Origin of the sequence: Saccharothrix texasensis (assembly GCF_003752005.1) — a bacterium.
In the GTDB taxonomy this organism is placed as follows: domain Bacteria; phylum Actinomycetota; class Actinomycetes; order Mycobacteriales; family Pseudonocardiaceae; genus Actinosynnema; species Actinosynnema texasense.
Genome location: NZ_RJKM01000001.1, coordinates 9061546 through 9087516, shown reverse-complemented (window position 1 = coordinate 9087516; position 25971 = coordinate 9061546). Strand labels below are relative to the sequence as shown.

Annotated in this window: 23 protein-coding genes and 1 riboswitch; of the genes, 11 read left to right on the top strand and 12 right to left on the bottom strand. The window is 72.6% G+C overall.

What is annotated here, in order from left to right:
- Positions 1-323: 323 nt before the first annotated feature.
- A complete protein-coding gene (locus EDD40_RS40490; RefSeq protein WP_123747563.1) occupies positions 324-1457 on the top strand; it encodes a hypothetical protein in 1134 nt (377 codons plus the stop codon).
- On the opposite strand, the gene EDD40_RS40485 is transcribed toward EDD40_RS40490, so the two are convergent.
- Entirely contained in the window at positions 1458-2138 is a 681-nt protein-coding gene (locus tag EDD40_RS40485; RefSeq protein ID WP_123747562.1) for a response regulator, read from the bottom strand.
- Complete coding sequence (locus EDD40_RS40480) at positions 2135-4864, bottom strand: DUF4118 domain-containing protein (RefSeq protein ID WP_246038253.1); 2730 nt, start codon at positions 4862-4864, stop codon at positions 2135-2137. The genes EDD40_RS40485 and EDD40_RS40480 overlap by 4 nt, the downstream gene beginning before the upstream one ends.
- 173 nt (positions 4865-5037) lie before the next feature.
- Between EDD40_RS40480 and EDD40_RS40470 the strand changes: the two genes are divergently transcribed.
- Positions 5038-6720 carry a PHP domain-containing protein gene (locus EDD40_RS40470; RefSeq protein ID WP_123747561.1) on the top strand — a complete coding sequence of 561 codons (1683 nt, stop codon included), beginning with the start codon at positions 5038-5040 and terminating at the stop codon, positions 6718-6720.
- Positions 6720-7256: a hypothetical protein gene (locus EDD40_RS40465; protein WP_123747560.1), complete on the top strand. Its 537-nt coding sequence runs from the start codon at positions 6720-6722 to the stop codon at positions 7254-7256. The genes EDD40_RS40470 and EDD40_RS40465 overlap by 1 nt, the downstream gene beginning before the upstream one ends.
- On the opposite strand, the gene EDD40_RS40460 is transcribed toward EDD40_RS40465, so the two are convergent.
- The 3 genes from EDD40_RS40460 to EDD40_RS40450 all read right to left on the bottom strand — a co-directional run bounded on the left by EDD40_RS40460 (position 7176) and on the right by EDD40_RS40450 (position 9829).
- A complete protein-coding gene (locus tag EDD40_RS40460) occupies positions 7176-7622 on the bottom strand; it encodes a DUF6010 family protein (RefSeq protein ID WP_123747559.1) in 447 nt (148 codons plus the stop codon). The two genes, EDD40_RS40465 and EDD40_RS40460, sit on opposite strands and share 81 nt — an antisense overlap.
- Positions 7623-7817: 195 nt before the next feature.
- On the bottom strand, positions 7818-9374 hold the full coding sequence (locus EDD40_RS40455; RefSeq protein WP_123747558.1) for an MDR family MFS transporter: 1557 nt from the start codon (positions 9372-9374) through the stop codon (positions 7818-7820).
- Positions 9371-9829, bottom strand: a complete 459-nt coding sequence (locus tag EDD40_RS40450; RefSeq protein WP_123747557.1) for a MarR family winged helix-turn-helix transcriptional regulator — start codon at positions 9827-9829, stop codon at positions 9371-9373. Before EDD40_RS40450 ends, EDD40_RS40455 begins: the two co-directional genes overlap by 4 nt.
- 189 nt (positions 9830-10018) lie before the next feature.
- On the opposite strand from EDD40_RS40450, the gene EDD40_RS40445 reads away from it, so the two are divergent.
- Together EDD40_RS40445 and EDD40_RS40440 are read left to right on the top strand one after the other, a co-directional pair.
- The gene (locus EDD40_RS40445) at positions 10019-11275 is read left to right on the top strand and encodes a cytochrome P450 (protein ID WP_123747556.1); all 1257 of its coding nucleotides are present in this window, start codon (positions 10019-10021) and stop codon (positions 11273-11275) included.
- A 203-nt stretch (positions 11276-11478) separates the two neighbouring features.
- Positions 11479-12267, top strand: coding sequence for an MBL fold metallo-hydrolase (locus EDD40_RS40440; RefSeq protein WP_123747555.1), 789 nt, complete (start codon positions 11479-11481; stop codon positions 12265-12267).
- Positions 12268-12331: 64 nt separating this feature from the next.
- Here the strand turns inward: EDD40_RS40440 and EDD40_RS40435 are convergent, their stop codons facing one another.
- From EDD40_RS40435 to EDD40_RS40420, 4 genes are all read right to left on the bottom strand, one after another.
- On the bottom strand, positions 12332-14767 hold the full coding sequence (locus EDD40_RS40435) for a DUF7617 domain-containing protein (RefSeq protein WP_123747554.1): 2436 nt from the start codon (positions 14765-14767) through the stop codon (positions 12332-12334).
- Positions 14768-14976: 209 nt separating this feature from the next.
- A complete protein-coding gene (locus tag EDD40_RS40430; RefSeq protein ID WP_123747553.1) occupies positions 14977-15624 on the bottom strand; it encodes a TetR/AcrR family transcriptional regulator in 648 nt (215 codons plus the stop codon).
- Between the two features lie 106 nt (positions 15625-15730).
- The gene (locus EDD40_RS40425; protein ID WP_123747552.1) at positions 15731-17266 is read right to left on the bottom strand and encodes an MDR family MFS transporter; all 1536 of its coding nucleotides are present in this window, start codon (positions 17264-17266) and stop codon (positions 15731-15733) included.
- Between the two features lie 67 nt (positions 17267-17333).
- Complete coding sequence (locus EDD40_RS40420) at positions 17334-17951, bottom strand: TetR/AcrR family transcriptional regulator (RefSeq protein ID WP_123747551.1); 618 nt, start codon at positions 17949-17951, stop codon at positions 17334-17336.
- A gap of 377 nt (positions 17952-18328) precedes the next feature.
- Between EDD40_RS40420 and EDD40_RS40415 the strand changes: the two genes are divergently transcribed.
- Positions 18329-18613 carry an isoamylase early set domain-containing protein gene (locus EDD40_RS40415; protein WP_123747550.1) on the top strand — a complete coding sequence of 95 codons (285 nt, stop codon included), beginning with the start codon at positions 18329-18331 and terminating at the stop codon, positions 18611-18613.
- Here EDD40_RS40415 and EDD40_RS40410 read toward each other — a convergent pair.
- Positions 18594-19994 carry a carotenoid oxygenase family protein gene (locus EDD40_RS40410; RefSeq protein WP_123747549.1) on the bottom strand — a complete coding sequence of 467 codons (1401 nt, stop codon included), beginning with the start codon at positions 19992-19994 and terminating at the stop codon, positions 18594-18596. The two genes, EDD40_RS40415 and EDD40_RS40410, sit on opposite strands and share 20 nt — an antisense overlap.
- Positions 19995-20052: 58 nt before the next feature.
- Positions 20053-20370, bottom strand: a complete 318-nt coding sequence (locus tag EDD40_RS40405) for a winged helix-turn-helix transcriptional regulator (RefSeq protein ID WP_211348364.1) — start codon at positions 20368-20370, stop codon at positions 20053-20055.
- A gap of 90 nt (positions 20371-20460) precedes the next feature.
- Here EDD40_RS40405 and EDD40_RS40400 point away from each other — a divergent pair, with 90 nt between their 5' ends.
- The 3 genes from EDD40_RS40400 to EDD40_RS40390 all read left to right on the top strand — a co-directional run bounded on the left by EDD40_RS40400 (position 20461) and on the right by EDD40_RS40390 (position 22907).
- Positions 20461-21060, top strand: coding sequence for an NADPH-dependent F420 reductase (locus EDD40_RS40400; RefSeq protein WP_123748654.1), 600 nt, complete (start codon positions 20461-20463; stop codon positions 21058-21060).
- 40 nt (positions 21061-21100) lie between these two features.
- Entirely contained in the window at positions 21101-22021 is a 921-nt protein-coding gene (gene pip / locus EDD40_RS40395; RefSeq protein WP_170185387.1) for a prolyl aminopeptidase, read from the top strand.
- Between the two features lie 70 nt (positions 22022-22091).
- Positions 22092-22907, top strand: a complete 816-nt coding sequence (locus tag EDD40_RS40390; RefSeq protein ID WP_170185386.1) for a Clp protease N-terminal domain-containing protein — start codon at positions 22092-22094, stop codon at positions 22905-22907.
- Here the strand turns inward: EDD40_RS40390 and EDD40_RS40385 are convergent.
- Positions 22883-24139, bottom strand: coding sequence for a serine hydroxymethyltransferase (locus EDD40_RS40385; RefSeq protein ID WP_123747547.1), 1257 nt, complete (start codon positions 24137-24139; stop codon positions 22883-22885). The genes EDD40_RS40390 and EDD40_RS40385 overlap by 25 nt on opposite strands.
- A gap of 28 nt (positions 24140-24167) precedes the next feature.
- A riboswitch (ZMP/ZTP riboswitch) is annotated at positions 24168-24254 on the bottom strand.
- 172 nt (positions 24255-24426) lie between these two features.
- On the opposite strand from EDD40_RS40385, the gene EDD40_RS40380 reads away from it, so the two are divergent.
- Together EDD40_RS40380 and EDD40_RS40375 are read left to right on the top strand one after the other, a co-directional pair.
- Complete coding sequence (locus tag EDD40_RS40380) at positions 24427-25278, top strand: hypothetical protein (protein WP_123747546.1); 852 nt, start codon at positions 24427-24429, stop codon at positions 25276-25278.
- On the top strand, positions 25275-25934 hold the full coding sequence (locus EDD40_RS40375) for an extensin family protein (protein ID WP_123747545.1): 660 nt from the start codon (positions 25275-25277) through the stop codon (positions 25932-25934). The genes EDD40_RS40380 and EDD40_RS40375 overlap by 4 nt, the downstream gene beginning before the upstream one ends.
- Positions 25935-25971 lie beyond the last annotated feature (37 nt).

Genomic DNA, 25971 nt, shown 5'->3' with positions numbered 1-25971 from the left:
GACCTCCTCCGAAGAGCGGCGGCGCCTCGTCGCGCCACGGTGCGCGTCACCCCAGGTGGACCAGGTCGGGGAACCTGGGGTTGCCCTGACGCCGCCGGGCAAACGCCCCGGCGGAACGGACGCAGGTGGTCCAGCGCACCCCGGCGGTCGAGCGGGCGGCCACGCCAGGCGTCGAAGAGCCGGACGGCGTGGTGGCTCGACCGGGACAGGACTTCCCGCGCGGTCGACGGTCCCCCTCGATTCCGCTGTCCGGCCGACGCCGGCGGTCCCGCCCGAGGCTACCGTTCGAATCGATTCAGCGGACATCTCGCACTGGAGCGACCATGCCCAAGTTACGCACGCCCGCGGCCGTCCTCGCACTGGCCGTGGCCCTGCCGCTGCTGACCGCGCCCGTCGCCCGGGCGGCTGCCCTGGTCACCGAACTGCCGGGCCTGCCCGGCTACCCCACCCACCGGACCGTCGCGGTCAACGACCTCGGCCAGGTCATCGGCTTCACCAGCGGGAACGGCGCGCCGCACACGGTGCACTGGTCACCCGGCGGCGCGCACACCGACCTCGGCCTCGGTATCCCGTCCGGGCTCAACCAGGCCGGCCAGGTGCTGATCCAGGAGGCCGTCAACGGTGCGGGCCCTTACGTCCAACGGCCGCGGATCTGGCACGCGGGCAAGGTCACCGACATCTCGCCGGGCGGCGGCTGGGTCATCGCGTCAGCGATCAACGCCAAGGGCTCGGTGCCGATGACGTACTCCACGTCGTCGTCGGGCTACCACCAAGAGCGGGCCGTCATGTGGCAGGACGGCAAGCACACGGCGTTGCCGTTGACGGGGCCCCACCTGTGGCTGAGCGCGATCAACGACGCCGGGGTGGTCGCGGGCAACAAGCTGCCCATGTTCAGTGGCGACGCGTACGCGTTCCGCTGCGTGGACACCACCAGGTGCGAGCGCCTGGCCACCGCGCCCGGCTCCGGCATGTACTCCGTCGAAGCGATCAACGAGGCCGGGGTGATCGTCGGCAACGAGGGCACGCAGGCGTTGCGCTGGGAGGGGTCGGAGGTGACCGTGCTGAGCAAGTCCGGCGGCGTGGCGAACGGCCCGCAGGCGATCAACGAGCGTGGCGACGTCGTCGGCTGGACCACCGAGTTCAACGGCGACCGCAAGGCCGTGCTGTGGCCCGGCGGCGGCAAGCCGGTGGACCTGGGCGTGCCCAGCCCGTCCGAGGCGGTCGCGGTCAACGAGCGCGGTGACGTGATCGGCTGGAGCTCGGCGGACAACCCCGACGCGCCCCGCGCGTTCCTGTGGCGCAATGGGAGGGTGACCTACCTCGGGTCGCTCGGCGGCGCGCACAGCCTCCCCACCGCGTTGAACGACCGGGGCACGATCGTCGGCGAGAGCACCACCGCCGACGGCACGCTCAAGGCCGTGAAGTGGACCCTGATCAGCACCACGCCGGTCCGCTGATCACGGCTGGAAGCGGTAGCCCCGGCCCGGTTCGGTGACCAGGTGCCGCGGGTGGGCGGGGTCGGGCTCGAGCTTGCGGCGCAGCTGCACCAGGTAGACGCGCAGGTAGTGGGTGGCCGACGTGTGGTTCGGCCCCCACACCTGCGCGAGCAGCCGCTGCGCGCTGAGCACCTCGCCGCCCGCCCGCACCAGGGCTTCCAGCAGGCCCCACTCGGTCGGCGTCAGGTGCACCTCGGCGCCGTCGCGGTGGATCTTCTTCGCGGTCAGGTCGACGGTGAACGACGCCGCCCGCACCGGCGGCTCGTCGGCGTCGGTCCGCCGCCTGCCCGACCGGCGCACGGCCGCCCGCAGCCGCGCCAGGAACTCGTCCATCCCGAACGGCTTGGTCACGTAGTCGTCGGCGCCCGCGTCCAGCGCCCTGACCTTGACCGCCGGGTCGAGCCGGGCGGACAGCACGACGATCGGCGCGGACGTGACCCGGCGCAGACCGGTGATCACGGCGAGGCCACCCAGGTCCGGCAGGCCGAGGTCGAGCACCACCACGTCGGGCCCGTCCTCGGCCGCGCGCAACGCCGACGCGCCGTCCGACGCGGTCAGCACCCGGTAGCCGTGGGCGTTCAGGCTGATCCGCAGCGCGCGCACGATCCCCGGGTCGTCGTCGACCACCAGGACCGTGGTCATGCCGTCGTCACCCCGGCGATCGGCAGCGAGATCACGATCGTCAGGCCGCCACCGGGGGTGTCCTCGGCGGTGATGGCGCCGCCCATCGCGTCCACGAACCCCTTCGCCACGCTCAACCCGAGGCCGATGCCCGGCGTGGCCTCCCGGTCCCCGAGGCGCTGGAACGGCGCGAACACCGCGGTCGCCGTGTTCTTCGGCAGCCCCTGCCCGTAGTCGACGACCCGCAGCTCCACCCGGTCGCCGTACGCGCTGGCGCGCACCGCGACCTCCGGCTCGTCGGCCTCGATCCGGCCGTCGCCGTCCACGTCGACCCTGCGGCGCGGGCGGAGCCTGCCGTGCCGCAGGGCGTTGTCGATCACGTTCGCCACCACGCGTTCGAGCAGGCCCAGGTCGGCGAGCACGGGCGGCAGGTGCTCGGCCACGTCCACGGACACCGCGCGGCGCTCGTCGATGCCGGCCAGAGCGCGCGCTACCACCTCGTCGTAGGTCACCGCGCGCAGTTGCGGCACGACCGCGCCGGTGGCCAGCCGGGACGAGTCGAGCAAGTTGTCGATCAAGCCCGTCAGCCGGTCCGCGGACACCTCGACGGTCTCCAGCAGCTCGGCGGTGTCCTCTTCGGACAGCCGCAGGTCGGCGTCGCGCAAGCTGCCGACCGCGGCCTTGATCGACGTCAACGGTGTGCGCAGGTCGTGGCCGACCGCGGACAACAACGCGGTGCGCAGCTCCGTGGTCTCCGCGCGGCGCTGCGCCTGCGCCGTCTCGGCGGCCATCCGCTGCTGCCGCAACGCCATCAGCGCCTGACCCGCCGCCGCCTCCAACGCCCGCTGGTCGGCCGCGGGCAGCGTCCGACCCCGCAACGCCAAGTGCACGTCCGCCGTCACGGGCACGTCCACGTCCGCCTCGTCCGGCTCGGCGCAGGGCTGCGGCCCGACGCACGCCACCCGTTCCCACTCGCCGTCGCGCCGCTCCAGCAAAGCCACCGACTCCAGCGCGAAGTTCTCCCGCACCTTCTCCAACAACCGGGCCAGCGGGAACGGGCTGGTCAGCACCGTGCGCGCGTAGGAGGCGAGCAGCGCCGCCTCGGTGCGGGCCCGCGCGCCCTGCACCGCCAGCCGCGCCGCGTGGTCCACCACGAACGCGACCAGCACCCCCACCACCAGCATCGCGACGAGCGTGACCAGGTTGGCCGGCGTCGCCACGGCCAACGTGTAGTACGGCGGGGTGAAGAAGAAGTTCAGCAGCCCCGCCCCGAAGAACGCCGCCGCCACCGCCGGTCCTTGCCCACCGACCAGCGCGACCACGACCGTCGCCAGGAAGAACCCGACCAGGTCCGTGGAGAACGCCACACCCTCACCCAGCAGCAACCCCACCCCGGTCACGACCCCGGGCAGCAGCACCGCCAACACCCAGCCGAGCAGCCCGCGGAACCAGGGGTGCGCGGCAGGCGCCCACCGCCGGCGCGGGCCACGACGCGCCTCGTCGTGGGTGACCATGTGCACGTCGATCGGCCCCGACGCCTGCACCGTCGCCGCGCCGATGCCCTCGTCGAACACCCTGGCCAGCCGCGACCGGCGAGACGTGCCGAGCACCAGCTGAGTGGCGTTCACCCCGCGGGCGAAGTCGAGCAGCGCGGTCGGCACGTCATCACCGACCACCGTGTGGAACGTCGCGCCGACATCCTCGGTCACCCGCCGCAACCCCGCCACCAGCTGCGGCGACACACCCGCCAACCCGTCACCGCGCATGATGTGCACGACCAGCAGCTCCGCGCCCGCACGAGCCGCGATCCGCCGGGCCCGCCGGATCAACGTCTCGCTCTCCGGGCCGCCGCTGATCGCGACCACGACCCGTTCCCTGGTCTCCCAGGTGTCGGTGATGCTCTGCTCCGAGCGGTAGCGCTGCAACGCCACGTCGACCTGGTCGGCCAACCACAACAGCGCCAGCTCCCGCAACGCGGTCAGGTTGCCCACCCGGAAGTAGTTGCCCAACGCCGCATCGATCTTGTGCGCGGCGTAGACGTTGCCGTGGGCGAGACGGCGACGCAGCGCCTCCGGCGTCAGATCGACCAGCTCGACCTGCTCCGCACGCCGCACCACCTCATCCGGCACCGTCTCCCGCTGCCGCACACCCGTGATCCGCTCGACCACGTCGTTGAGGGACTCGATGTGCTGCACGTTCACCGTGGACAACACGTCGATACCCGCGTCCAGCAGCTCCTCCACGTCCTGCCACCGCTTCGCGTTGCGAGAACCGGCCGCATTCGTGTGCGCCAGCTCGTCGACCACCACCACCTCCGGCCGGCGGGCGAGCAACGCGTCCACGTCCAGCTCTGGATTGGATTGCGCCGCCTCCGGCGTCGCGGGCGAGGTCGCCGGGAAGTCGACCGCGCGGGGTTGGTCGCCCTCGTCGGTCGGCTGGGGAGGAGCGGGATCGGGGGTGATGGCGGAGGTGCGGGCAGGGGTGGGGGTGGGAGCGAGCGGGGTAGGTGGGTGGGTGGGGAGTTGGGGTGCGGGTGTGGGGTTGGGGTGGGGGTGGGGCAGTTGTTCGAGGCCCGTGAGCAGGGCGGCGGTGTTCTCGCGGCCGTGGGTCTCGACCAGGCCGACCACGACGTCCGTGCCCCGGTCCTGACGCCGGTGAGCCTCGCCGAGCATGGCGAACGTCTTGCCGACACCGGGTGCCGCGCCCAGGTAGATCCGCAGCTCGCCGCGCTTGCGCTTGCCGTCCACCGCCCCAGTGTGCGCGTGTCCGTTCCCCCGCGTGGCCGAACCTCGGTCCTTTACGCGGTCTTGACGGTCCGGTCGAAGTGTTCACCCGGAGTTCGGCTCCGGTCACCACCCGACGCACGGCGGCGAAACGATACTTCGGTCTGCCGCCGTTCGGGTCATGATCGGAGTACCGCATGTCGCACGACCACCACCACGACCACCACCACGAGGACGTGGAGGGCAGCTGGCGCGACGACCAGGACGACCGGCCGCTCTCGGTGGCGCGACGGCGGTTCCTGGCCGGTCTGGGCGCGGCCGGTGTGGCGACCACGATGGGCGCGCTGCCCGCCCACGCCCACGGCGACCGGCCGGCCGCGCCGGTGAACCCGTGGGCCGGGCGCGGGCGCTGGTACGCGGGCGACCACCACATCCACACCAAGTACTCCAACGACGCCCAGTACGAGGTCGCGCAGCAGGTCGCCAAGGCGCGCGAACACGGGCTCGACTGGGTGGTGATCACCGACCACGGCGGCGTCGCGCACGAGAAGTTCTCCATCGACCAGGTCGCGCCGGACATCGAGCGCGCCCGCCGGTCGCACCGGGACGTGCTGGTCTACCAGGGTCTGGAGTGGAACATCCCGGGCGCCGAGCACGCCACCGTGTTCCTGCCGCCCGGCCGGTCCACCGTGGACATCCTGCGCGCGTTCGAAGCGGCCTACGACGGCGGTGTCCTGTCCACGCCGGTCGCGAACGGCGGCAAGGGCCTGCTCGCCCGCTCCACGTCGGCCGACGGCGAGCCGCACGCGCTGGCGGCCCTGCGGTACCTGGAGGCGCAGGTGCTCGCCGGCCGCACCGAGATCGCGCTGATGTTCGCCAACCACCCGGCCCGGCGCGGCGTGGACAGCCCGCACGAGTTCCGCGGCTGGCGCGACGCGGCGCCCGGCGTGGCGGTCGGCATGGAGGGCGCGCCCGGCCACCAGGCGTCCGGCATCCCGACGGCGAACGGCGGCCGGGGCGCCGCGCGCGGGCTCTACGACGCCTCGCCCAACCAGGACAGCTTCCCCGGCTTCGCGCCGACCGCGACCGAGAACCCCTACCGCACCTACGGCGGGTTCGACTGGATGACCGCCAAGGTCGGCGGCCTGTGGGACTCGCTGCTCGCCGAGGGCCGGCCGTGGTGGGTCACCGCCACGTCCGACTCGCACCGGGTGCACCTGGACACCTACAAGCAGGGCGACGGCGACCACGACACGACCGGCAGCCGCGGCGCGCCCGTCGACACCGGCGTGCCGCGGGTCGAGAGCGACTACTGGCCGGGCTTCTACAGCTCCACGCTGGTCGGCGCGGACTCCAAGTCCTACGTGGACGTGATGCGCGGCATGCAGGGCGGCAAGGTCGTCGCGGTGCACGGGCGGATCGTCGACGGGCTGAACCTGCGGGTGCGCTCGCTCGGCGAGGGCGACAACCGGGGCGTCACGATCGGCGGCCGCACGTTCGTCCGGCGCGGCCAGGACGTCGAGGTGGTGATCGAGGTCGACCTGGCGCGTGGCGCGAACTTCGCGGGCGTCGTGCCGCGCCTGGCGAAGGTGGACCTGATCGCCGGTCCGATCACCGGCCCGGCGGCGGACCGCGACGCGTTCTCCGCGCCCGCCACGACCGTGGTGAAGACGTTCGAGGTCGCCCGCACCGCTCGCGGCACGGTGAAGTTCACGCACGTGTTCCGCCGCGTGGAAAGCGCGTTCTACCTGCGGCTGCGCGGATCGGACGGCCACCGGCTCACCTCGGACGGCCACCCGGTGATGGACGTGGTCGGCGACGCCGACCCGTGGGCGGACCTGTGGTTCTACGCGAACCCGGTGTTCGTGGACGTCATCTGATGACCTGGCTCGGCGCCGTGCCCGCCCTGCCCGGCGAGCACGGCGCGGCGCACGTGGACGCGCTGCTGCTGGCGGCGTTGGCCGGGGTGGCGGCGGACTTCGTGTGCACGCACACCGACCGGTCCGGGCCGGTCGCCGTCACCACGTTGTCCGCCCACGTGACCGGTGACGTGGACGTGGACCGGTTGGCGGGGGCGCTGGGCGGGCCGGTGGCCGTGCTCGACGACTCCGGCACACCGGCCGCGCGTGCCGCTCGCGCCGGTCGCGACCGGCTCGACGGCCGGTGCGTCCGGTTCCCCGGCCAGTCGGCGCTCACCGGCACGCACCCCGCCGCCGAGGTGGTGGCCGTGTCGGCGATCGACCGGGTGGTCGGCATCGGAGTCGAGGTCGCGCCGACCGACCCGGTGCGGACGCTGGGTTTCCTGCGCCCGGTGTGCCGGGACGGTGAGCTGCTGCTACTCGTGGAGCCCGCCGTCGGCGGCGTGCTGCGGCCGGCGGAAGCGGAAAGCCCGCACCAGTGCCGCGGGGGTCATTGACCGGATGCCGGGACCGCCCGCGAACGCCCACAGGGCGATCACCGGGTCGCAGATCGCGCAGCCCAGCGACGAGTGCTCGGCGAACGGCACGATCGGGTTGCCGTGCAGGTGGTGCGCCACGTCGGCGGCCGTGTGCACGAGCCACCCGATGCCGATGAACGTCCACGACGTCAGGCCGCGGTAGGCGCAGAAGGTGATGACGGTGGTGATGGCGAACTCCCACGCGCCCAGCCCGCCGCCGCTGAGGTACGCCGCGCCGGCGCCGCCGACCATGATCGCGTTGAACGGTCGGCGGTGCCGGTCGGGGACGAAGGAGTTCAGGAGCACGTACAGCACGCCGATGAGCAGTGCCGAGACCACGACCATGGTTGGCGGTCCTTGTCGTCGCAGGTGATCGTTGCGCCTGGGACGTTAGGAGCGCGGCGGCCGGCGCGGCAGTGGCCGCGGTGCCAGACCCCGACGGGTTCTCGCCAACACCGGCCGCCGCTGCTCGCCGACCCGCGCGACGACGGGGGCCGGTGGCGCTGATCGCACCACCGGCCCCCGTCCCCCGTCCCGGCGCTAGGCCTCCGCCGCGACCTTGGGCTGCTGCTCGACCAGGTCCAGGCTGGTGCGCAGGGTGATCGGCTTGAGCAGCAGGGCCGCGACCACGCCGATGACCGCGATGGCCGCCGAGATCAGGAAGATGTGCCCGGTGGCGTCGCCGTACGCGTTGCGGACGATGTGCTGCACCGCGTCCGGCAGCACGTTCAGGTTGAGGCTGCCGCCGCCACCGCCGCTGACGGGGATGCCCGCCGCGGTCAGGTCGCGGGTGATGGCGTCCTCGACCCGCCGCGCCAGCACCGCGCCGAGCACCGACACGCCGATCGTGCCGCCGAGCGACCGGAAGAACGCGATGGTGGAGCTGGCCGCGCCGATGTCCTTCAGCGGCACCGTGTTCTGCACCGCGAGCACCAGGTTCTGCATGCTCATGCCGACGCCGACGCCCACCAGCAGCATCGCGCCACCGACCAGCACCAGCGAGGTGTCGTGGTCGATCTGGCCCAGCGCGAGGAACCCGAGCACCAGGGTGGCCGCACCGATCACGATGTAGGGCTTGACCCGGCCGGTCTTGGTGATCAGCCGCCCGGACACGATGGACGCGGCGAGCACGCCCACCATCATCGGGATGGTCAGCAGGCCCGCCTCGGTCGGGGTGTAGCCGCGGCCGATCTGGAAGTACTGGCCGAGGAACACCGCGCCGCCGAACATCGCCATGCCCACCGCCACGCTGGCCAGGATCGCCAACGCCGTCGTGCGCTGCTTCACGATCCCCAGCGGCACCACCGGCTCCGCGGCCCGCGCCTCGACCGCGACCGCGCCGCCCAGCAGGACCACCGACGCGCCGACCATGGCGAAGCTCTGCCACGACAGCCACGCGAACGAGCTGTCCACGAACGAGATCCACACCAGCAGCACGCTCACGCCGACCGCGATCAGGCTCGCACCCAGGTAGTCGATCTTCACGTCGTCCCGCCGGACCGTCTTCACCTTCAACGTGGCCTGGAGCACGAACAGCGCGATCACCGCGACCGGCACGCCGATGAAGAAGCACCAGCGCCAGCCCAGCCACGAGGTGTCCACGATGAGGCCGCCGAGCAGCGGGCCGCCGACCGTGGCCAGCGCCATCACGCCGCCGAGGTAGCCGTTGTACCGGCCGCGCTCGCGCGGCGGGATCATCGCCGCGATCACCACCTGCACCAGCGCCTGCAGGCCGCCGACGCCGATGCCCTGGAACGCGCGCGCCGCGATGAGCTGACCCGCGCTCTGCGCGAAACCGCTGACCACCGAGCCCAGCACGAAGATCACGATGGCGACCTGGACGAGGGTCTTCTTGTCGAACAGGTCCGCTAGCTTGCCCCACACGGGCGTGGTGGCGGTCGCGGTCAACAGGGTCGCGGTGACCACCCAGGTGTACTGGGTCTGCGAGCCGTTGAGCGCGCCGATGATCTGCGGCAGCGCCGTCGAGACGACGGTGCCGCTGAGCATCGCGACGAACAGCACCAACAGCAGACCGCTCAGAGCCTCCAGGACCTGGCGGTGGCTCATCGTGCCGTTGGTGGTGGCGGGTGCGCTCATCGCGCGGCCTCCAAGGTGGAGCCGAGGGCTCCTTCGACGTCAATGGTCAGGCGCCCCAGCGATTTGGTCAGCGCCTCGACCTCTTCAGGGCTCCAGTCGGCAAGCGCGCGGCTCAGGAGCCGGTCGTACCAGTCGCGGGCGACGGCCAGCTCGCCGTGACCGCGTTCGGTCACCACGAGGATGCTGGCGCGGCCGTCGTCGGGATCGGCACGCCGTTCGACCAGCCCGTTGGCGACCAGCGCGGCCACCGCGCGGCTCACCGTGGACGGGTCGAGACCGGCGTGGACGGCCAGCTCCTTGGCGTGGCACCCGGTGGGGTTCGCGCCGGCGCGGGCGATCAGGGCGAGTGTGCCGATCAGACCGGGCGGTAGCGAGTGGGGTCGCTGCTTGACCATCCGCACGACCCTCAGCAGGTCGCGCAACCGGTCTTCCAGCTCCCGCGCGACGGCGTCCATGCCGTCCCCCCATCTCCTCGCATTGCTTGCCACATACAACTATCACCTAAACTTGCACGACGTGCAACTTTGCCCGATGTGCAGTGAGTTACATCAGAAAGCTGCACAGCGTGCACGTTTTGGTACCGTGGGTCACCGTCACCACGCCGAGCAGCGGCCCGGTCACGCCGGGTCGGGAACGGACCGCCGATGACCACCGCTCCCCCGGGCAAACGCCCCTCCTCCGGCCGACCGACCGTCCCCCTGCCGCCCGAGCTGACCCGCCGCGACGCCGGCCCGTTCGACCCGCCGACCGCCCTGACCCGCCTCGGCGAGCAGGGGCCGGTGCACCGGATGGCCATGCTCGACGGCGACCCGGTGTGGATCGTCACCAGCCACGAGCTGGCCCGCACCCTGCTCGGCGACCCGCGGCTGAGCTCGGACCGGTTCCGCAGCCGCCGCGTGCTGGAGAAGCTGCCCCAGCCGGTCCGCGCCAGGTTGACCGACGCCCGGGCGCGGGCGGGCAGCTTCATCACCATGGACCCGCCCGAGCACACCCGGTACCGCAAGCTGCTCACCGGCCAGTTCACCGTGCGCCGGATGCGTCAGCTCGAACCGCGCATCCAGCGGATCGTCGCCGACCACCTCGACGCGATGATCGCCGCCGGACCGGGCGCCGACCTGGTGCGGGCGTTCGCGCTGCCGGTGCCCTCCCTGGTCATCTGCGAGCTGCTCGGCGTCGAGTACGCCGACCGCGACGAGTTCCAGGAGCGCACCGGGAAGCTGCTGCGCCTGGACCTGCCCGTGGCCGAGGTGATGCGGCTCGCCGACGAGCTGCGGGCCTTCATGCACGGCCTGGTGCGCGCCAAGCGCGCCGAGCCGACCGACGACATGCTGTCCGGCCTGATCGAGGCCGACCCGACGCTCACCGACGACGAGCTGATCGGCATGGCGAACCTGCTGCTGGTCGCCGGCCACGAGACGACGGCCAACATGCTGGCGCTGGGCACGTTCGCGCTGCTGGAGCACCCCGGGCAGCTCGCCGCCCTGCGGCAGGACCCGGCGCTGGTCGGCGGCGCGGTCGAGGAGCTGTTGCGCTACCTGTCGATCGTCCACCTCGGCGTCGTGCGCACCACGCTGGCGGAGGTGGAGATCGCGGGCGAGGTGGTCCCGGCCGACTCCACGGTGCTGGTCTCCGTCCCCGCGGGCAACCGCGACCCCCACCACTACCCCCGGCCCGACGAGCTGGACGTGACCCGCGCCCGCGGGCCGCACCTGGCGTTCGGGCACGGCGTGCACCAGTGCCTCGGCCAGCAGTTGGCGCGGGTGGAGATGACGGTCGGCTTCACCGGGCTGCTGACCCGGCTGCCCGGCCTGCGACTGGCCGTGCCGGCGGCGGAGGTCCCGATGCGCGACGACATGCTGGTCTACGGCGTGCACGCGCTCCCGATCACCTGGGACGCCTGAGCGCGCCCCCCGATCGGCGGCGTTTGGCCGACTTTCGCCACGGGCACTCCGGGATGGGCAGACCGCCGATCTCGACGTCATCCGCCCCTGGGGTCGAAGAATCCGAGCGGTGACCACAAAGGACACTCCGGGCCATGGCTCCGCTCTGCCCGAGCGGAAGGCCGGCGCAGCCATGACCGCCACCCCCTGAATCGAGGTCATCCGTGACGACCGAAATCCACGTGACAACCCTGGGCCACTGGTCGAACTCGAGCGCCGGCCCCACCACGTCGTTCCACCTGGCCGCGGACGACGCCGAGGTGATGCTCGACGTCGGCGTCGACCCGGTCGGCAGGCTCCAGGCCGCCGGCCTGTCGCCGACCGACGTCACGCACGTGTACGTGTCGCACCTGCACTCCGACCACGTCGGCGGGTTCGCCAACTTCGTGTTCACCCGCAGCCTGCTCAACCGGGCGGGCGACGTCCCCCTGCTCAAGCTCACGATCGTGGGGCACCCGTCGGTCCTGGCCGGGCTCAAGGAGCTGCTGCGGGTCCAGTACCCGGAGCGGGAGTTCGACCTCGCGTGGGTCGAGTGCGGCGAGGAACCCGTGGCGCTGGGCGGGCAGCTGACGATGCGGCTCGTGCCGACCGACCACCCGGTGCCGTGCTACGGCGTCGTGGTCGAAACCGGTCGGGCGAGGATCGGGTTCACCGCCGACACCGGCCCGGTGCCCTCGCACCAGCACGACTTCGCCGGCTGCGACGTGCTGATCGGTGAGGCGTTCGGCTTGCGGGGTGACGTGGGCGAGAGCATCCACCGCCGCGGCCACATGACGGCCGAGGACCTCGGCGAGCTGGTGGCGGCCACCCGGCCGAAGTTCGTGGTGCCCTTCCACTTCGGCCAGGAGTACGCGGACGCGGACAAGCGCGCCGAGCTGCTGAGCGCCTGCGGCGCGGCGGAGGTCACCACCGTCGACCCGGTCGACGCCAAACCCGTGATCATCGGCGGCTGACCACGCGCGTCCGGCCGGTGGGGACGTCGGACGTCCCCACCGGCCGGGTGACGTGCGCCCGTGCTCAGCCCAGCAGGCAGAGCAGGGAGCAGGCGGTCGCCGAGGACCACGCCGAGTACGACGGCGGGGTGCCGGCCGGCGAGTTGCGCGGCGTGTACTTCGCCTTCGCCTGGTTGGTCATCGGGTACAGGGTCAGGAGGGCGTACGTGGAGCAGTAGAAGGTCTTCGTCTCACCCGGTTGGAGGGTGAACGTGCCGGCGGCCGCCTCGCACGCGGGCTCCTCGTAGTCCACGACCCGGGCGTCGGTGACCGCCACCGGGCCCTGGTTGGTCACCGTGATCCGCCAGTACGCGGTGGCGTTGAGCAGGCCCAGCGTGCCCACGGGCGCCTTCTTCGCCCACGGTCCCGACCCACCGGGTCCGCAGTGGGACGCCGTCTTCGAGGCGCAGATCTCCTTGTCCACCGTCACCACCGGCTGGCAGGCCGCGCCGGGCGCGACCGGGACGGTGACGGTGTTGGAGGTGAACGCGCCGGTCGCGTCCGTGCCGGTGGCGGTGTTGGCGACGTCGGCCACGGCGCAGGCGGCGCTGATCGTGGTGCGGAAGCACACCTGCGGCGGGTCGCCCGTGAAGTCGACCACCAACCGGGGTTGGTTGCCGCCGCCGAAGTCGGCGCCGCTGGTCAGCACCAGCGTGGTGGTGACGGCGATCGTCGGGTGCGCGGTCGGCGACACGCCGCTGAGGTCGACCGAGCCGTCCGGCGCGAAGCCGGGCGTGGCCACGGTGGCGCCGTCCTGGTCCACGACGGTCACCCGGGACGCGCCGAAGTCGACGTTGCCCGGCGTGACGCCGACGAGCCGCGCGGAGCCGTAGCCCTGCACGTGGTCGGTGTCGCCGTCGCAGTAGAACGCGCCCGGCGTGAGCGAGACCTGACCGCCGGAGCGCACGCACGGCGAGCTGCCCGTGAGCGGGTCCATCGAGAACAGCACGCCCGCGTCGCCGAGACCGATCATGCAGCCCGTCGGGACGTCGTAGGCGTAGCCGTAGTCGCGGGTGTTGCCGCCGTTGACGCCGGGGTGGGTGATCGGGTTGGGCAGTCCCGCGCACGCCGCCGCGGTGGTCCAGTCGTGGCAGACCGCCGCGCCCGCGTACGGGCCGCCCCAGATCGCCAGGTAGCTGCGGAGGTGGCCGTCCGGGTCGGTGATCACCTCGGGGTTGAACGCGATCACGCCGGCGGGCAGCGCGGCCACCGAGGACGGCGCGGGCAGCGCCGAGCCGTCCAGCGCGTAGCAGGTGGTCACGTCGGGCGACCCGGTCATGGTGGAGCAGGCGCCGACCTGCGCGCCCGTCGTGCTGTACGCGGTGTAGGCGTTGTAGGTGTAGTTGCCGGCCGCGCCGAGGGGCCGGGGCGCGGCCCACCCGGCGCACGCGGCGGCGGTGGTCGGGTCGAAGCAGCCCATGGCCGCCTGCAGGCCGGTGTTGGGCCGCGACGACGAGGCGAACACCTTGCCGGCCACGACCGTCATCGCGCCGTAGAAGTACAGGCTGCTGGGCGTGTCGCCGCTGGGCGGGACGATCGGCGCGTACGGCTGGCCGGGGCAGGCCGCGCGGGTGGCGACGGTCCAGCAGGTGACCGCGCCCGTGCTGGCCACGCCGTAGAGGTTGCCGCCGACCTCGACCAGGCCGGCCAGGCTGTACACGCCGGACGGTGACCCGCCGGCGGCCATCAGGGGCCAGTAGCCGCAGTTCGCGGCGGCGGCCAGGTCCAGACAGCCGACACCGACCGACGAGGGGGTCACGGCGGCGTAGAGGACCTGCGAGGTGTTGGCCGGGTCGCGGAAGTACTGCTGCGCCATCCCGCTGCCGATGTCACCGGTCGCGCCGCTGCCGAGCGGGCCGGGCGTGGTGTTGAGCGGCTTGGGCCACGGTCCGCCCGCGCAGAGCTGACCGGTGGCCAGGTCGCTGCACACCACCTTCGCCACGTTCGGGGCCGCGTGGTGGTAGATGTTCCACGCCTGGAGGGCTCCGGTGGGAGTGCGGTGCAGCAGCGGGGTGAACCCGTCGCCGCCGGTCGCCGTGGTGGCCGCCTGGACGGGCGGGGTGAGCAGGCCGGACAGCGCCGTGCCGCCGGGCCGGGCGTCGGGGTTCTGCGCCCGCACCGCGACCACGCCCGAGGCGGGTTCGGTCGCCTGGAAGGTGCTCCCGTCCGTGGACCAGGACGGCGACCACCCGGGCGGCACGTCCAGCGAGCCGGTGACGTAGGACTGCCCGGCGCCGACCGCGTCGGTGATCGTCGCCTGACCGGCGGCGGCCGCGTTGTTGTCGTAGTCGACGACCCAGGTGGCCGTGGCGCCGTGATCGGCGGGTGAAGACACCCCCCGGACGGATTTCGTCAACGTCGACACGGCCGCCGCGGCGGGGTCGGCCGCCGCGCCGGGGACCGTGACGGCGAAGGCCACGAGCGCGCCCGTCGTCAGAACCATGACCAGACGTCTTCGCATGACGGTTCTTCTTTCCCACAGCCGGAACTCGGGGTCGTCCGGGACCCCAGGCACGCTAGGGACCTGCACCGATGCCGAGGTCCGAGGTCACCCGGCTGCGGCGCACGAGCATCCCGACAGCGCAGCGCCGACGGGATCGGCCCATACCGGGATGCGTCATTCCACGTCGGCGCCGCACGGGATTTCACCCGGGTGCACCCGATTTCGGCCTACTGCGCGCCGGGTGGACGCGATAGACGGCGGCGACCGGGCGAGTCCTGGTCGCCGCTCGGGTGAACGGCGGCGAAACCCGCCTCCAGCCGGTCGATCATCACGCCGATCAGCTCGGACAGCTCGGGGCGTTCGGCGGCGTCCAGCCACCAGCCGACGACCACCCGCAGGGTCGCCATCACGGTGGCCGCGAACATCGCCGGGTAGAGGTCGGTGGTCGGGTCGACGCCGACCCGGGCCGCGACGGCGGCGGCGAGCTCCCGTTCCTGCACGGCGAACGCGGCGATCTGGTGCGGCAGCAGGGCGGGCGTGCGGCGCAACGCGCGCAGCTGCGCCACCCGCTCCGGGTCGATGCGGTCGGGCACCACGTCCACCAGGGCCGACCGCAGCGCCGGCAGCACCGGCTCACCTTCGGGGCGGGCGGCGAAGGCGTGGACGAACGCGGCGGCCGTGGCCACGTCACCCGCGACCACGGCCTCCTCCTTGGAGGAGAAGTAGTTGAAGAACGTGCGCAGCGAGACGCCCGCCTCGTTGGCCACCTGTTCGACGGTCACCCCGTCGAGGCCGTGCTCCACGCACAGCCGCAGGGCGGCGTCGGCCAACGCCGTCCGGGTGGCGAGCTTCTTGCGTTCGCGCAGTCCTGACACGCGCGAAAGTGTCGCACTTGTCCGACCGTGAGCCGGACAAGTGCGACACCGTGTCTTCCCGCGGCCGAGCCGCGGCCCGCCAGGTCAGCGGCCCGTCAGCGGCCTCTCAGTGACCCGCGGCCATCTCCGCCGCCAGCCGCTCGTCACCGCTGAGCGTCTTGAGCGGCTTCTCCTTGATGAACAGCACCGCCACCAGCGCCAGCACCGCGATCGGCGCGCCGATCAGGAACAGCTCGGCGGTGGCCGTGGCGTAGATCTCGCGCACGATCACCCGCACCGGCTCGGGCAGCAGCGACAGGTCGGGCACCGCGGCCTCGCCGCCGGTGGGCGCCGGGCCGAACTTCTCCTCGCTCAACGCGGTCACCCGGTTCGCCAGCACCGCGCCCAACGCGCTCACGCCGATCGCGCCGCCGAGGCTGCGGAAGAACGTGAGGGTCGAGGTCGTGGCGCCGAGGTCGCGGGCGGGCACGTCGTTCTGCGCGGCCAGCACCAGGTTCTGCATGAGCATGCCGACGCCGACGCCGAGCACGGCCATGTGCACGCTGACCATGAACACGCTCGTGTTCGCGTCGATCGTGGCCAGCAGCAGCATCCCGCCGACCATGATCACGCCGCCGGCGACCAGGAACGCCTTCCACCTGCCCCACTTGGTGATCAGCTGACCGGCGACGGTCGACGACACCAGCAGGCCGAAGATCATCGGCAGGCTCATCAGGCCCGCCTGCGTCGGCGTCTTGCCCAGGCCGATCTGGAAGTACTGCGACAGGAACACCGTGCCGCCGAACATCGCCACGCCGACCAGCGCGCTGGCCAGCGTCGTCAACGCCACCGTGCGGTTGGAGAAGATCGTCAGCGGCACGATCGGGTCGGTCGCCCGCGACTCGACCCACACGGCCAGGCCCAGCAGCACCACGCCGACCGCCACGAGCACCGCGGTCCACGCCGAGGCCCACTCGAACTGGTGGCCCGCCAGCGTCGACCACACCAGCAGCGTGGAGACGCCGCCGACGATCAGCACCGCGCCCAGGTAGTCGATCTTCACTTCCTTGCGCACGATCGGCAGGTGCAGCGTGCGCTGGAGCAGGAAGATCGAGGCGAGGGTGAACGGGACGCCGATGAAGAAGCACCAGCGCCAGCCCAGCCACGAGGTGTCCACCATGACACCGCCGATGAGCGGGCCGGCGACCGTGCCGACGCCGAACACCGCGCCGAAGATGCCGGCGTAGCGGCCCATCTCGCGCGGCGGGATCATCGCCGCCATCACGATCGTGGCCAACGCCGTCATGCCGCCCGCACCGAGGCCCTGCACGACGCGGCTCGCGATGAGCACCTCGACGTTCGGGGAGAAGCCCGCGATGAGCGAGCCGACCACGAACAGGCCGAGCGAGAGCTGGATGAGCAGCTTGCGGCTGTAGAGGTCGGCGAGCTTGCCCCACAGCGGCACGGTCGCCGTCATGGCCAGCAGCTCGGTCGTGACGACCCAGGTGTAGACGGACTGCGAGCCGTGCAGGTCCGCGATGATGCGCGGCAACGCGTTCGACACGATGGTCGACGCGAGGATGGCCATGAACATGCCCAGCATGAGGCCGGACATCGCTTGCACGACGTCCCGGCGCGAAGTCGTGCCGGTTTCGGTGGACATCGGATCCCCCCAGTTGTCTTCGACTGTGACGCGGTGTTGCGGATCGGTGGTGCGCGCGGCTCGTGGTTCAGCCGCGGTGGCCGCGGGGCGGGTGGGCGAGCCCCGCGGCGATGAGGTCGAGCGTTTCGGCGAGCAGGTCGTGCAGCGGCGCGTCGGTGCTCGACCAGCGGGCCACCGCCACCCGGAACGCCGCGCCCGCCGCCGCGCCGAGCAGCTGCGGGTAGGTGTCGTCGGCGGGCAGGCCGACCCGTTCGGCGATGCCGGCGACCAGCTCGCGCTCCAGGGCCTCGCCGCCGGAGAACAGCCGGGCCAGCAGCACGGGGTGCTGCTGGACCACCCGCATCCGCCGCAACCAGAACTCCCGGTCGTCCGCCAGTTCCGCCGCGATCTCCGCCAGCAGCGCCTCCCGCACCGCCGCGCCGGCGGACAGGTCCGCCGGTTGGGCGAGCACCCTGGCGCGGACGCGCGGGCCGGCTTCCGGGTCGGGACCGAGGACGGCGTCTTCCTTGCTGGCGAAGTAGTTGAAGAAGGTGCGCGGCGAGACGTCGGCGGCGGCGCTGATGTCCTCGACGGTCACGTGGTCGAGGCCGTGCTCGGCGACCAGGCGGACGGCGGCGTGGCCCAGAGCCGTGCGGGTCTGCCGCTTCTTGCGGTCGCGGAGCCCTTCGGCCGCCGGTGTGCTCACTCGATCAGGGTAGGGAAAAACCTGCACTTACTGCAACTTTGCAGGGACTGCACAGTTTGTGATCCCGCTCTCGCCCGCCGACCCCCGGTCGCACCCAACCCGCACCCCCGTTCCCGCGGCTTCCCGCCACGGCCGGCGATTCTGCGGCAACACCCGGGCCTTGCCGCAAGCCCCCTGTTGCGCTATAAGTTGGAAATGGCCAGGAGTGATCACTCCTCCGGCTCCTCGCCGCCAGGTCGACGGCACGTTCCCGCGATCACGTCACACCGACGGGTGAGCATCGACCGCGTTCGGGCGCGCCGGCTTGAAACGCCGCCACCGCACCGCGACGCTGGTACCCCCGAAGGCATGGCAAGTTCGACTCGCGAGGGAGGGCGATGCTCCGCAGCACTCGCCTGTTCGGCCCGAAGCGCCGCGTGACCTTCTCACTGCCCCTGGAGCAGCCGAGCGGGCCGGTGAGCGTGGTCGGCACGTTCAACGACTGGACCCCCGGCGTCCACGAGCTGGTCCCCCGCCGCGACGGCACGCGCACGGTGACCGTGATCCTCTCGCCCGGCACGCACCGGTTCCGCTACCTCGGCGACGGCGGCGTCTGGTTCGACGAGCCCGACGTGCCCACCGTCGACCCCGACGGCTGCGTGCTCACGATCGACGCGACGTGAACTGACCGTGGAAGCCGAACGGGATGGCGTGCGGCACGTCGGCCCGTGCGATCTCGGTGAACGTGGCCGCGTCGAGCACCAGCAGGCCGGACCGCCCGGCCTCGGCGTCGAGCACCACTGACAGCAGCACGCCGTCGTCCTCGGCCCGGCCCCCCGGCGTGGGCACGAACACCGGTTCGCCCGGGTAGCGGCCGGGCTCGTGCCACCGGATGGTCCGCCCGCTGGAGACGTCGAGCTTGACCAGCTGGTCGAGGAAGTCGCGCGTGCCGTTGTCGCGGGAGCCGACGCCGTAGGCGTACCGGTAGTCGCGCCCGTTGTGCGACCCGTACGCGATGCGCGGCAGCTCGAAGGAGTCCGACGCGAGCCGCCGCGACCGGATGCCGCCGCCCGAGAGGTCGACCTCGTACCGCGTCGGGAACGCCGCCGGCAGCTCACCGTCGCCGCGCACCCGGTCCAGGTACAGCGCGTCGACCACGCCGGAGTCCGGGTAGGTGGAGATGTCCACGACGACCCGCCCGTCCTCGTCGTAGGCGTTGATGTGGTGGAAGGCGAAGAACGCGTCGGTGCGCTCGTCGGCGACCACCGAGCCGTCCCGCTGGTCGAACACCACGAACCGGGTGCCCAGCTCCGGCCGCCACCGGTAGTTCTCGATGAACGGCTTGGCGCGCAGGAGCAGCGACAGCGGGTTGACCACGAGCGGGAACACGGCCAGCACCACGTGCCGCTCGGTGACGGCGAAGCTGTGCATGTAGCCGGGGCGGTCGGCGGGCAGGGAGGCGAGCACCTCCCGGGTGCGGCCGCGTTGCCGGTAGATCCGGTAGACGCTGCGCCGGCCGAACTTCAGCACGTAGTTGACCAGGTCGCCGGTGAGCGGCGCCCGGTGCGGGTGCGCGGTGGTGACGTGGCCGGAGATCGCGTCGTCGTAGTCGGCGAGGCCGACGGTCGCCAGCGTCTCGCGGTCGAACTCCACCGCGATGGGCGTCTCGGTGAGCGCGAAGTCCCGGTCGCCGTCGGACACGACGTTGACGTTGGCGTTCGACGTGCGGCGCAGCCGGGGGTGGGTGAAGAAGCGGCTGAAGATGGAGCGGCACGGGTCCGTGGCGAACTCGCCGAACGCGATGTGCCCGTCGTCGCGCGCCGCGCGGAAGCTCGGCGTCTCCAGGTAGCGGTTGCGGTAGGTGACGGCGCCGTCGGCGAAGCCGAAGCGGTGCAGCATCGCCAGGCCGTCGAACCAGTGGCGGAACGATCCCTTGTCGGTCTCGAACTTGGCCGGGCCGTTGCGCACCAACGTGCCGGCCAGCCAGGGCGGCAGCTCGCCGCGCACCTCCAGGTCGACGTCGACTTCCCGGTCGAGGGTCTCGAACCCGGCCCGCACGCCCATCACGACCCACCTCCACAGAACAGTGTTACACAACAATGTTATAAAACACCGTTTTGCTTCAGCCGTCAAGGGTGACCTCGTCACCCCGCTCGTGCGCCCACCGGCCGAGCGCGTCGATCGGCTCGAGCAGGCTGCGCCCGAGGTCGGTGAGCCCGTACTCGACCCGGTCCCGCGACGCCGTCCGCACCACCAGCCCGGCGCCCTCCAGCCGGCGCACCGTCTCGGTGAGCACCTTCGGCCGGATGCCGCCGATCACGCGACGCAGCTCGGCGGGACGGCGCGGGCCGTGGCGCAACGCGTGCAGCACCACCGGGTTCCAGGTGTTGGCCAGCAGGTCGAACGCCTGCCGGGCGCGGCAGTCGGCGAGGAAGTCCACGAGCGGCCCCCTGGGTCGTGGACACCATTCGGTGCCCGCCGGGCTTTCTAACGTCGACCCCAGCCAATCACTTCGGTGGAGGAGGAGAGCGTGCGGATCGGTGTGCTGGGAGCGGGCGGGATGGCCGACGCGCTGGGTGGCCGGTGGGTCGAGGCGGGGCACGAGGTGGTGATCGGCGGGCGTTCACCGGAGCGCTCGCGGGAGCTGGCGGCCAGGATCGGAGCGGCGCCCGCGACACCGGCCGACGCGGTGGCGTTCGGGGACGCGGTGCTGCTCGCGGTGCCCGCGGCGGTGGCGGCCGAGGTGCTCGGGCACGCGCCGGGACGGGTGGTGGTCGACTGCACCAACTCGGTGGTGCCCGGCCGGTTCGTGCTGGACGAGCCGCGCGCCGCCGCACGGCTCGCCGAGTCCTCGGGAGCGCACGTGGTGAAGGCGTTCAACCTGTGCCACGTCGACGTGTGGCGACAGCCGTCGCCCACCTTCGAGGGCAAGCCGCTCGGGGTGCCGCTGTGCGGCGATTCGGCCGACGCGCTGGACGTGGTGCGCGAACTGGTGCGGTCGACCGGGTGCGTGCCGGTGGACGGCGGGCCGCTGGAGCGGGCCGAGCTGCTCGAGGCGATGACGGCGTTCGCCATCGGGCTGTGGGTCGGCGGCGCGGACGTGAGGTCGATGTTCCCGGCGATTCCGTAAGCACTAATATAACAGCACTGTTGCATCACGAGGAGGAACCGTGCTGTACCCGGAGATCGAGCCGTACGACCACGGCATGCTCGACGTCGGCGACGGGCACCACGTGTACTGGGAGGTGTGCGGCAACCCGGACGGCAAACCGGCCGTGGTGCTGCACGGCGGGCCGGGCTCGGGCTGCACGCCCCGCGCCCGGCGGTACTTCGACCCGGCCGCGTACCGGGTGGTGCTGTTCGACCAGCGCGGCTGCGGCCGGAGCACGCCGCACGCCGGGCACCCGGTCGTGGACCTGTCCACCAACACCACCGATCACCTGGTCGGCGACCTCGAACGGCTGCGCGGGCACCTGGGCATCGACCGGTGGCTGGTGTTCGCCGCGTCGTGGGGCTCGGTGCTCGGCCTCGTGTACGCGGAGCGGTTCCCGCACCGGGTGTCGGCGATGGTGCACGCGGGCGTGGCCACGGGTCGCCGGTCGGAGACGGACCTGTTGACCACGGGGCTGGGGCCGATGTTCCCCCGGGCGCACGCCCGGTTCCGCGAACTCGTGCCCACCGGCGACCCGGCCGCCGGGTACCTGGAGCTGCTCCTCTCCCCCGATCCCGCCGTGCACCGCCGGGCCGCCGAGGAGTGGTGCGCGTGGGAGGACGCGTTGCAGCCGCTGTCCTCCGGGCTGCGCTTCGAGGTCCCGGAGCACGCGCTGGCGTTCGCCCGGCTCGTCACGCACTACTGGGCGCACGGGTCGTGGCTGCCGGAGGGGATCGTGCTGGCGGAGGCGGGCAAGCTCGCGGGCATCCCGGGCGTGATCGTTCAAGGAGCGCTCGACCTGGGCAATCTGATCGGCACGCCGTTCGACCTCGCGCACGCGTGGCCGGACGCGGAGCTGATCCTGATCTCCGAGACCGCGCACGGCGGCAGCGACGCCATGACCGCATCACGGCGCGCGGCTACTGACAAATTCCGGTAACACCCGGAAACTCGGTGCGATGCACTGGTGGCGGACCGCCCCCGGGGTGGTCGACGGTGGCGAAGGATTGATGTTGGAACGGTTCACCGAGAGCGCGCGCCGGGTCTCCGTGCTGGCACTCCAGGAGGCGCGGGGATTAGCCCACGCCGCCATCGGCACGGAGCACCTGCTGCTCGGGTTGGTCGGCGAGGGCGGCGCGGCGGCGTCGGTGCTGGCGTCGGTCGGCGTGTCGCCGGCCGGGTGCCGGGCGCGGGTGCTGGAGGTGTCCCGGCGGGGAACGACACCCGTGTCCGGCCGGCTGCCGTTCACGCCCGGCGCGAAGCGGGCGTTGGCTGCGGCCGTGCGGGAGTCGCTGGCGCTGCGGCACCGGCACGTCGGCACCGAGCACCTCCTGCTGGGCGTGCTCGCCGCGGACGAGGGCGTGGCGCTCGACGTGCTGACCGGGTGCGGCGTGGACCTCGCCGAGGTGCGCGACCGGGCGTTCGCGGCGCTGGCCGGGATCGAGCTGTCCCCGGCGCGGCGGGCCGCGCGGCTGTTCCTGAGCTACCGGCGCCCGCACGACGTGCACCTCGCCGGGCGCATCGCGGACCGGCTGGACGACTTCGGCCGGGCGGTGGTGGGCGACGTCGGCGAGTGCGACGTGCTGCTCGCCGTCGTCGGGCCCGGCTGGACGCCGACCGACCTGATGCGCACCGAGGTGCAGCGGGCGGCGGAACGCGCGGTGCCGGTGATCCCGGTGCTGGTCGACGGGGCGGTGCTGCCCGCCGACCAGCTGCCGGGGACCGGCCGCGTCGCCGATCACGTCACCGTCCGGCACGAGACGTTCCGGGCGGACGTGGCGCGACTGGCCGACGTGGTCCGCTACGCCCAGCCGGGCATCGGGTAGCCCGCCATCAGGTCGGCGACCTCGGCGGCGATCCGGTCGAGCGCCTGCCCGTCGTCCGCCGCCCGGATGGCCCGGTCGATCCACTCCGCGACCTGCGGCATGTGGTCCTCGGTGAGGCCGCGGGTGGTGATGGCGGCCGTGCCGAGGCGGACACCGGACGGGTCGAACGGCTTGCGCGGGTCGAACGGGACCGTGTTGTAGTTGGCCTCCACGCCCGCCCGGTCCAGGGCCTTGGCGGCGGGCTTGCCGCCGATGCCCTTGCCGGTCAGGTCGACCAGGACCAGGTGGTTGTCGGTGCCGCCGGAGACCAGGTCGAAACCGCGGTCGAGCAGGGCGGTGGCCAGCGCGCGGGCGTTCTGCACGACGGCGTGCGCGTAGAGGCCGAACGACGGCTCCGCCGCCTCGCCGAGCGCGACCGCGATGGCCGCCGTGGTGTGGTTGTGCGGTCCGCCCTGCAGACCCGGGAACACCGCCTTGTCGATCGCCTTCGCGTGCCCGGCGTCGGTGAGGATCATCGCGCCGCGCGGGCCGCGCAACGTCTTGTGGGTGGTCGTGGTGATCACCTGGGCGTGCCCGACCGGTGACGGGTGCGCGCCACCCGCGACCAGGCCCGCGATGTGCGCGATGTCGGCCGCGAGCACCGCGCCGACCTCGTCGGCGATCTCGGCGAACGCGGCGAAGTCGATGGTGCGCGGGATGGCCGTGCCGCCGCAGAAGATCACCTTGGGGCGTTCGGCGCGGGCCAGGTCGCGGACCTGGTCCAGGTCGACCACGCCGGTCTCCTCGCGCACGCCGTACTGGACGCTGCGGAACCACTTGCCGGTGGCCGAGACGCTCCAGCCGTGGGTGAGGTGCCCGCCGGCGGGCAGGGCCATGCCCATGACCGTGTCGCCGGGTTCCAGGAACGCCAGGTACACGGCGAGGTTGGCCGGTGAGCCGGAGTAGGGCTGGACGTTGGCGTGGTCGACGCCGAACAACGCCTTGGCGCGAGCGACGGCCAGCTCCTCGACCGGGTCGACGACCTGCTGGCCCTCGTAGTAGCGGCGGCCGGCGTAGCCCTCGGAGTACTTATTGGTCAGCACCGAGCCGGTGGCTTCCAGGACGGCGGTCGAGACGTAGTTCTCCGAGGCGATCAGGCGGACCTTCTCGAACTGGCGGCGTGCCTCGGCCTGGACCAGGCGGGCGACCTCGGGGTCGGCTCCGGTCAACGACGGGATCGCGGGTTCGTGCACGACGACCTCCACGCGCGCGGGGGCGCTGCCGCAGCACCCAGGCGCGCGGTGCATCTCGGCTCAACGCTCCCCGGTGGTCGGTCCCACCCTCGGCACGCCAGTCGCGAACACCGGGAGCGTACCCCAGCGGTTCGCGCCGACCGGCGGCTTTCCCAGGCCGGACGGCGACGATTTGGGCGGAACGGGCCATTGCCGCGCCGGCCGGTCACCCATACTTTGTGGGTTGGAAAACTTCCAACCGGCCATGCGCAACGTCAGCACTTCCCCCTGCCCCCGAAAGGACTGACGTGCTCGATCGGCGAACGTTCGTGCTGGGTGCCGCCGCCACCGCGGCCCTCACCAGCGCACTACCGGCCCACGCGGGTGCCGCGGCACCCGCGTCGGACGCCGCGGAGAACCCGCGCAAAGCCGCGGGCGTGTTCCTCGCGCCCGACGGCACCCCCCTCATGTTGACCGAACAAGACGGCCAGTGGATCGTCGCGGACGAAGGAGGCTCGGTCCGCATCACCTCCGGCCTCGCCGGCGCCGACCTGGTCGACGTCACCCGTGACGGCTCCACCTGCCACGCGGTCGGCGCCTTGAGCGGCGACCCGATCGCCACGATCTGGGAATCCACCGACGGCGTCACGTGGCGCGAGGCACGCCGCCTGCACGGCGTGCGCTCCGAGTTCACCGCGGTCGGCGGCGGCCTGGCGTTCGGCTCCGTGCTCAAGCACGAGCGCGCCTCGGTGGTCCGCATCGCCGCCCGCCGCACCGCGTCGGGCTGGAACACCGTGCCCGTGCGAGGACTGGAGTGGACCGACGGCCTGTCGGCCACCGCCGTCACCGCGACGTCCGACGGCTGGGTGGTGGCGGCCGTCGACGTCTCCGGCACGGTCCTGCACACCTCGCGCGACGGGGTCACCTGGACGGCCCGTCCCCGCCTGGACGGTGTCGCCGTGCGCGGCCTCGCCTCGGTGGCCGGCCGCGTGCACTGGGTCGGCAACGAGGTGGTCGACGCCACCCCGCTGACCGGCGTGCTGGACGCGGACCGGACCAGTCCGGCCGTGCCGCGCGACGCGAAGGCACTCGGCGTCGCAGGCGCCCGTTCCGGCTGGCTCACCGGCGGCCGGCTGATCACCGCGGAGGCGACCCGATGATCACGTTCCAGCGGATCGACGGCACCCCCGTCTACTACTGGCGGTCCAGTCGCGGCGACACGACGCTGCGCAACTGGCAGGCCACGCAGGCGTTCTACGACTCCCTGGTGCTCTGGATCCGGGACCTGCGGTCGCTGTCGTCGGCGTACGGCAGCATTACCTACCTGGTGTCGGCGGGCTTCTACGTGAACAAGCCCGGCGAGCACGGCGCGGGCACCGCGATGGACCTCGACCACGTCCGGTGGAGCGGCGGGCAGGTGTCGTCGCCGCTGGACCGCGACCACGCCTCCGGCACGCTGGCCACGCGCCGCCGTTACCTGGCGGTGGACGCGGTGTGCCGTCGCCGGTTCCGGTACGCGTTGGACGGTTGGTACAACGCCGACCACGCCGACCACATCCACTCCGACTTCGGCGGCCTGCCGGTGCGGTGCGTGACGGGGTCGGAGAGCGACACGAAGTTCGTGCAGTCGCTGTGCAACAACTTCCAGAGCTCCGGTCTGGTGGTGGACGGCATCTGGGGTCCGAAGACGCAGAGCGCGTTCGACACCGCGAAGTCGCGGCTGGGCACCACCGGTGACCCGCACACCAGCAGCTCGGCCTGGCAGTCGTTCCTGTCGGCGGCGGCGCGGAAGGGCTTCGCGAACCAGGCGTTCTGACCGGCGCCGGCGAGTGACGGGCCCGTGGGTCGATCAC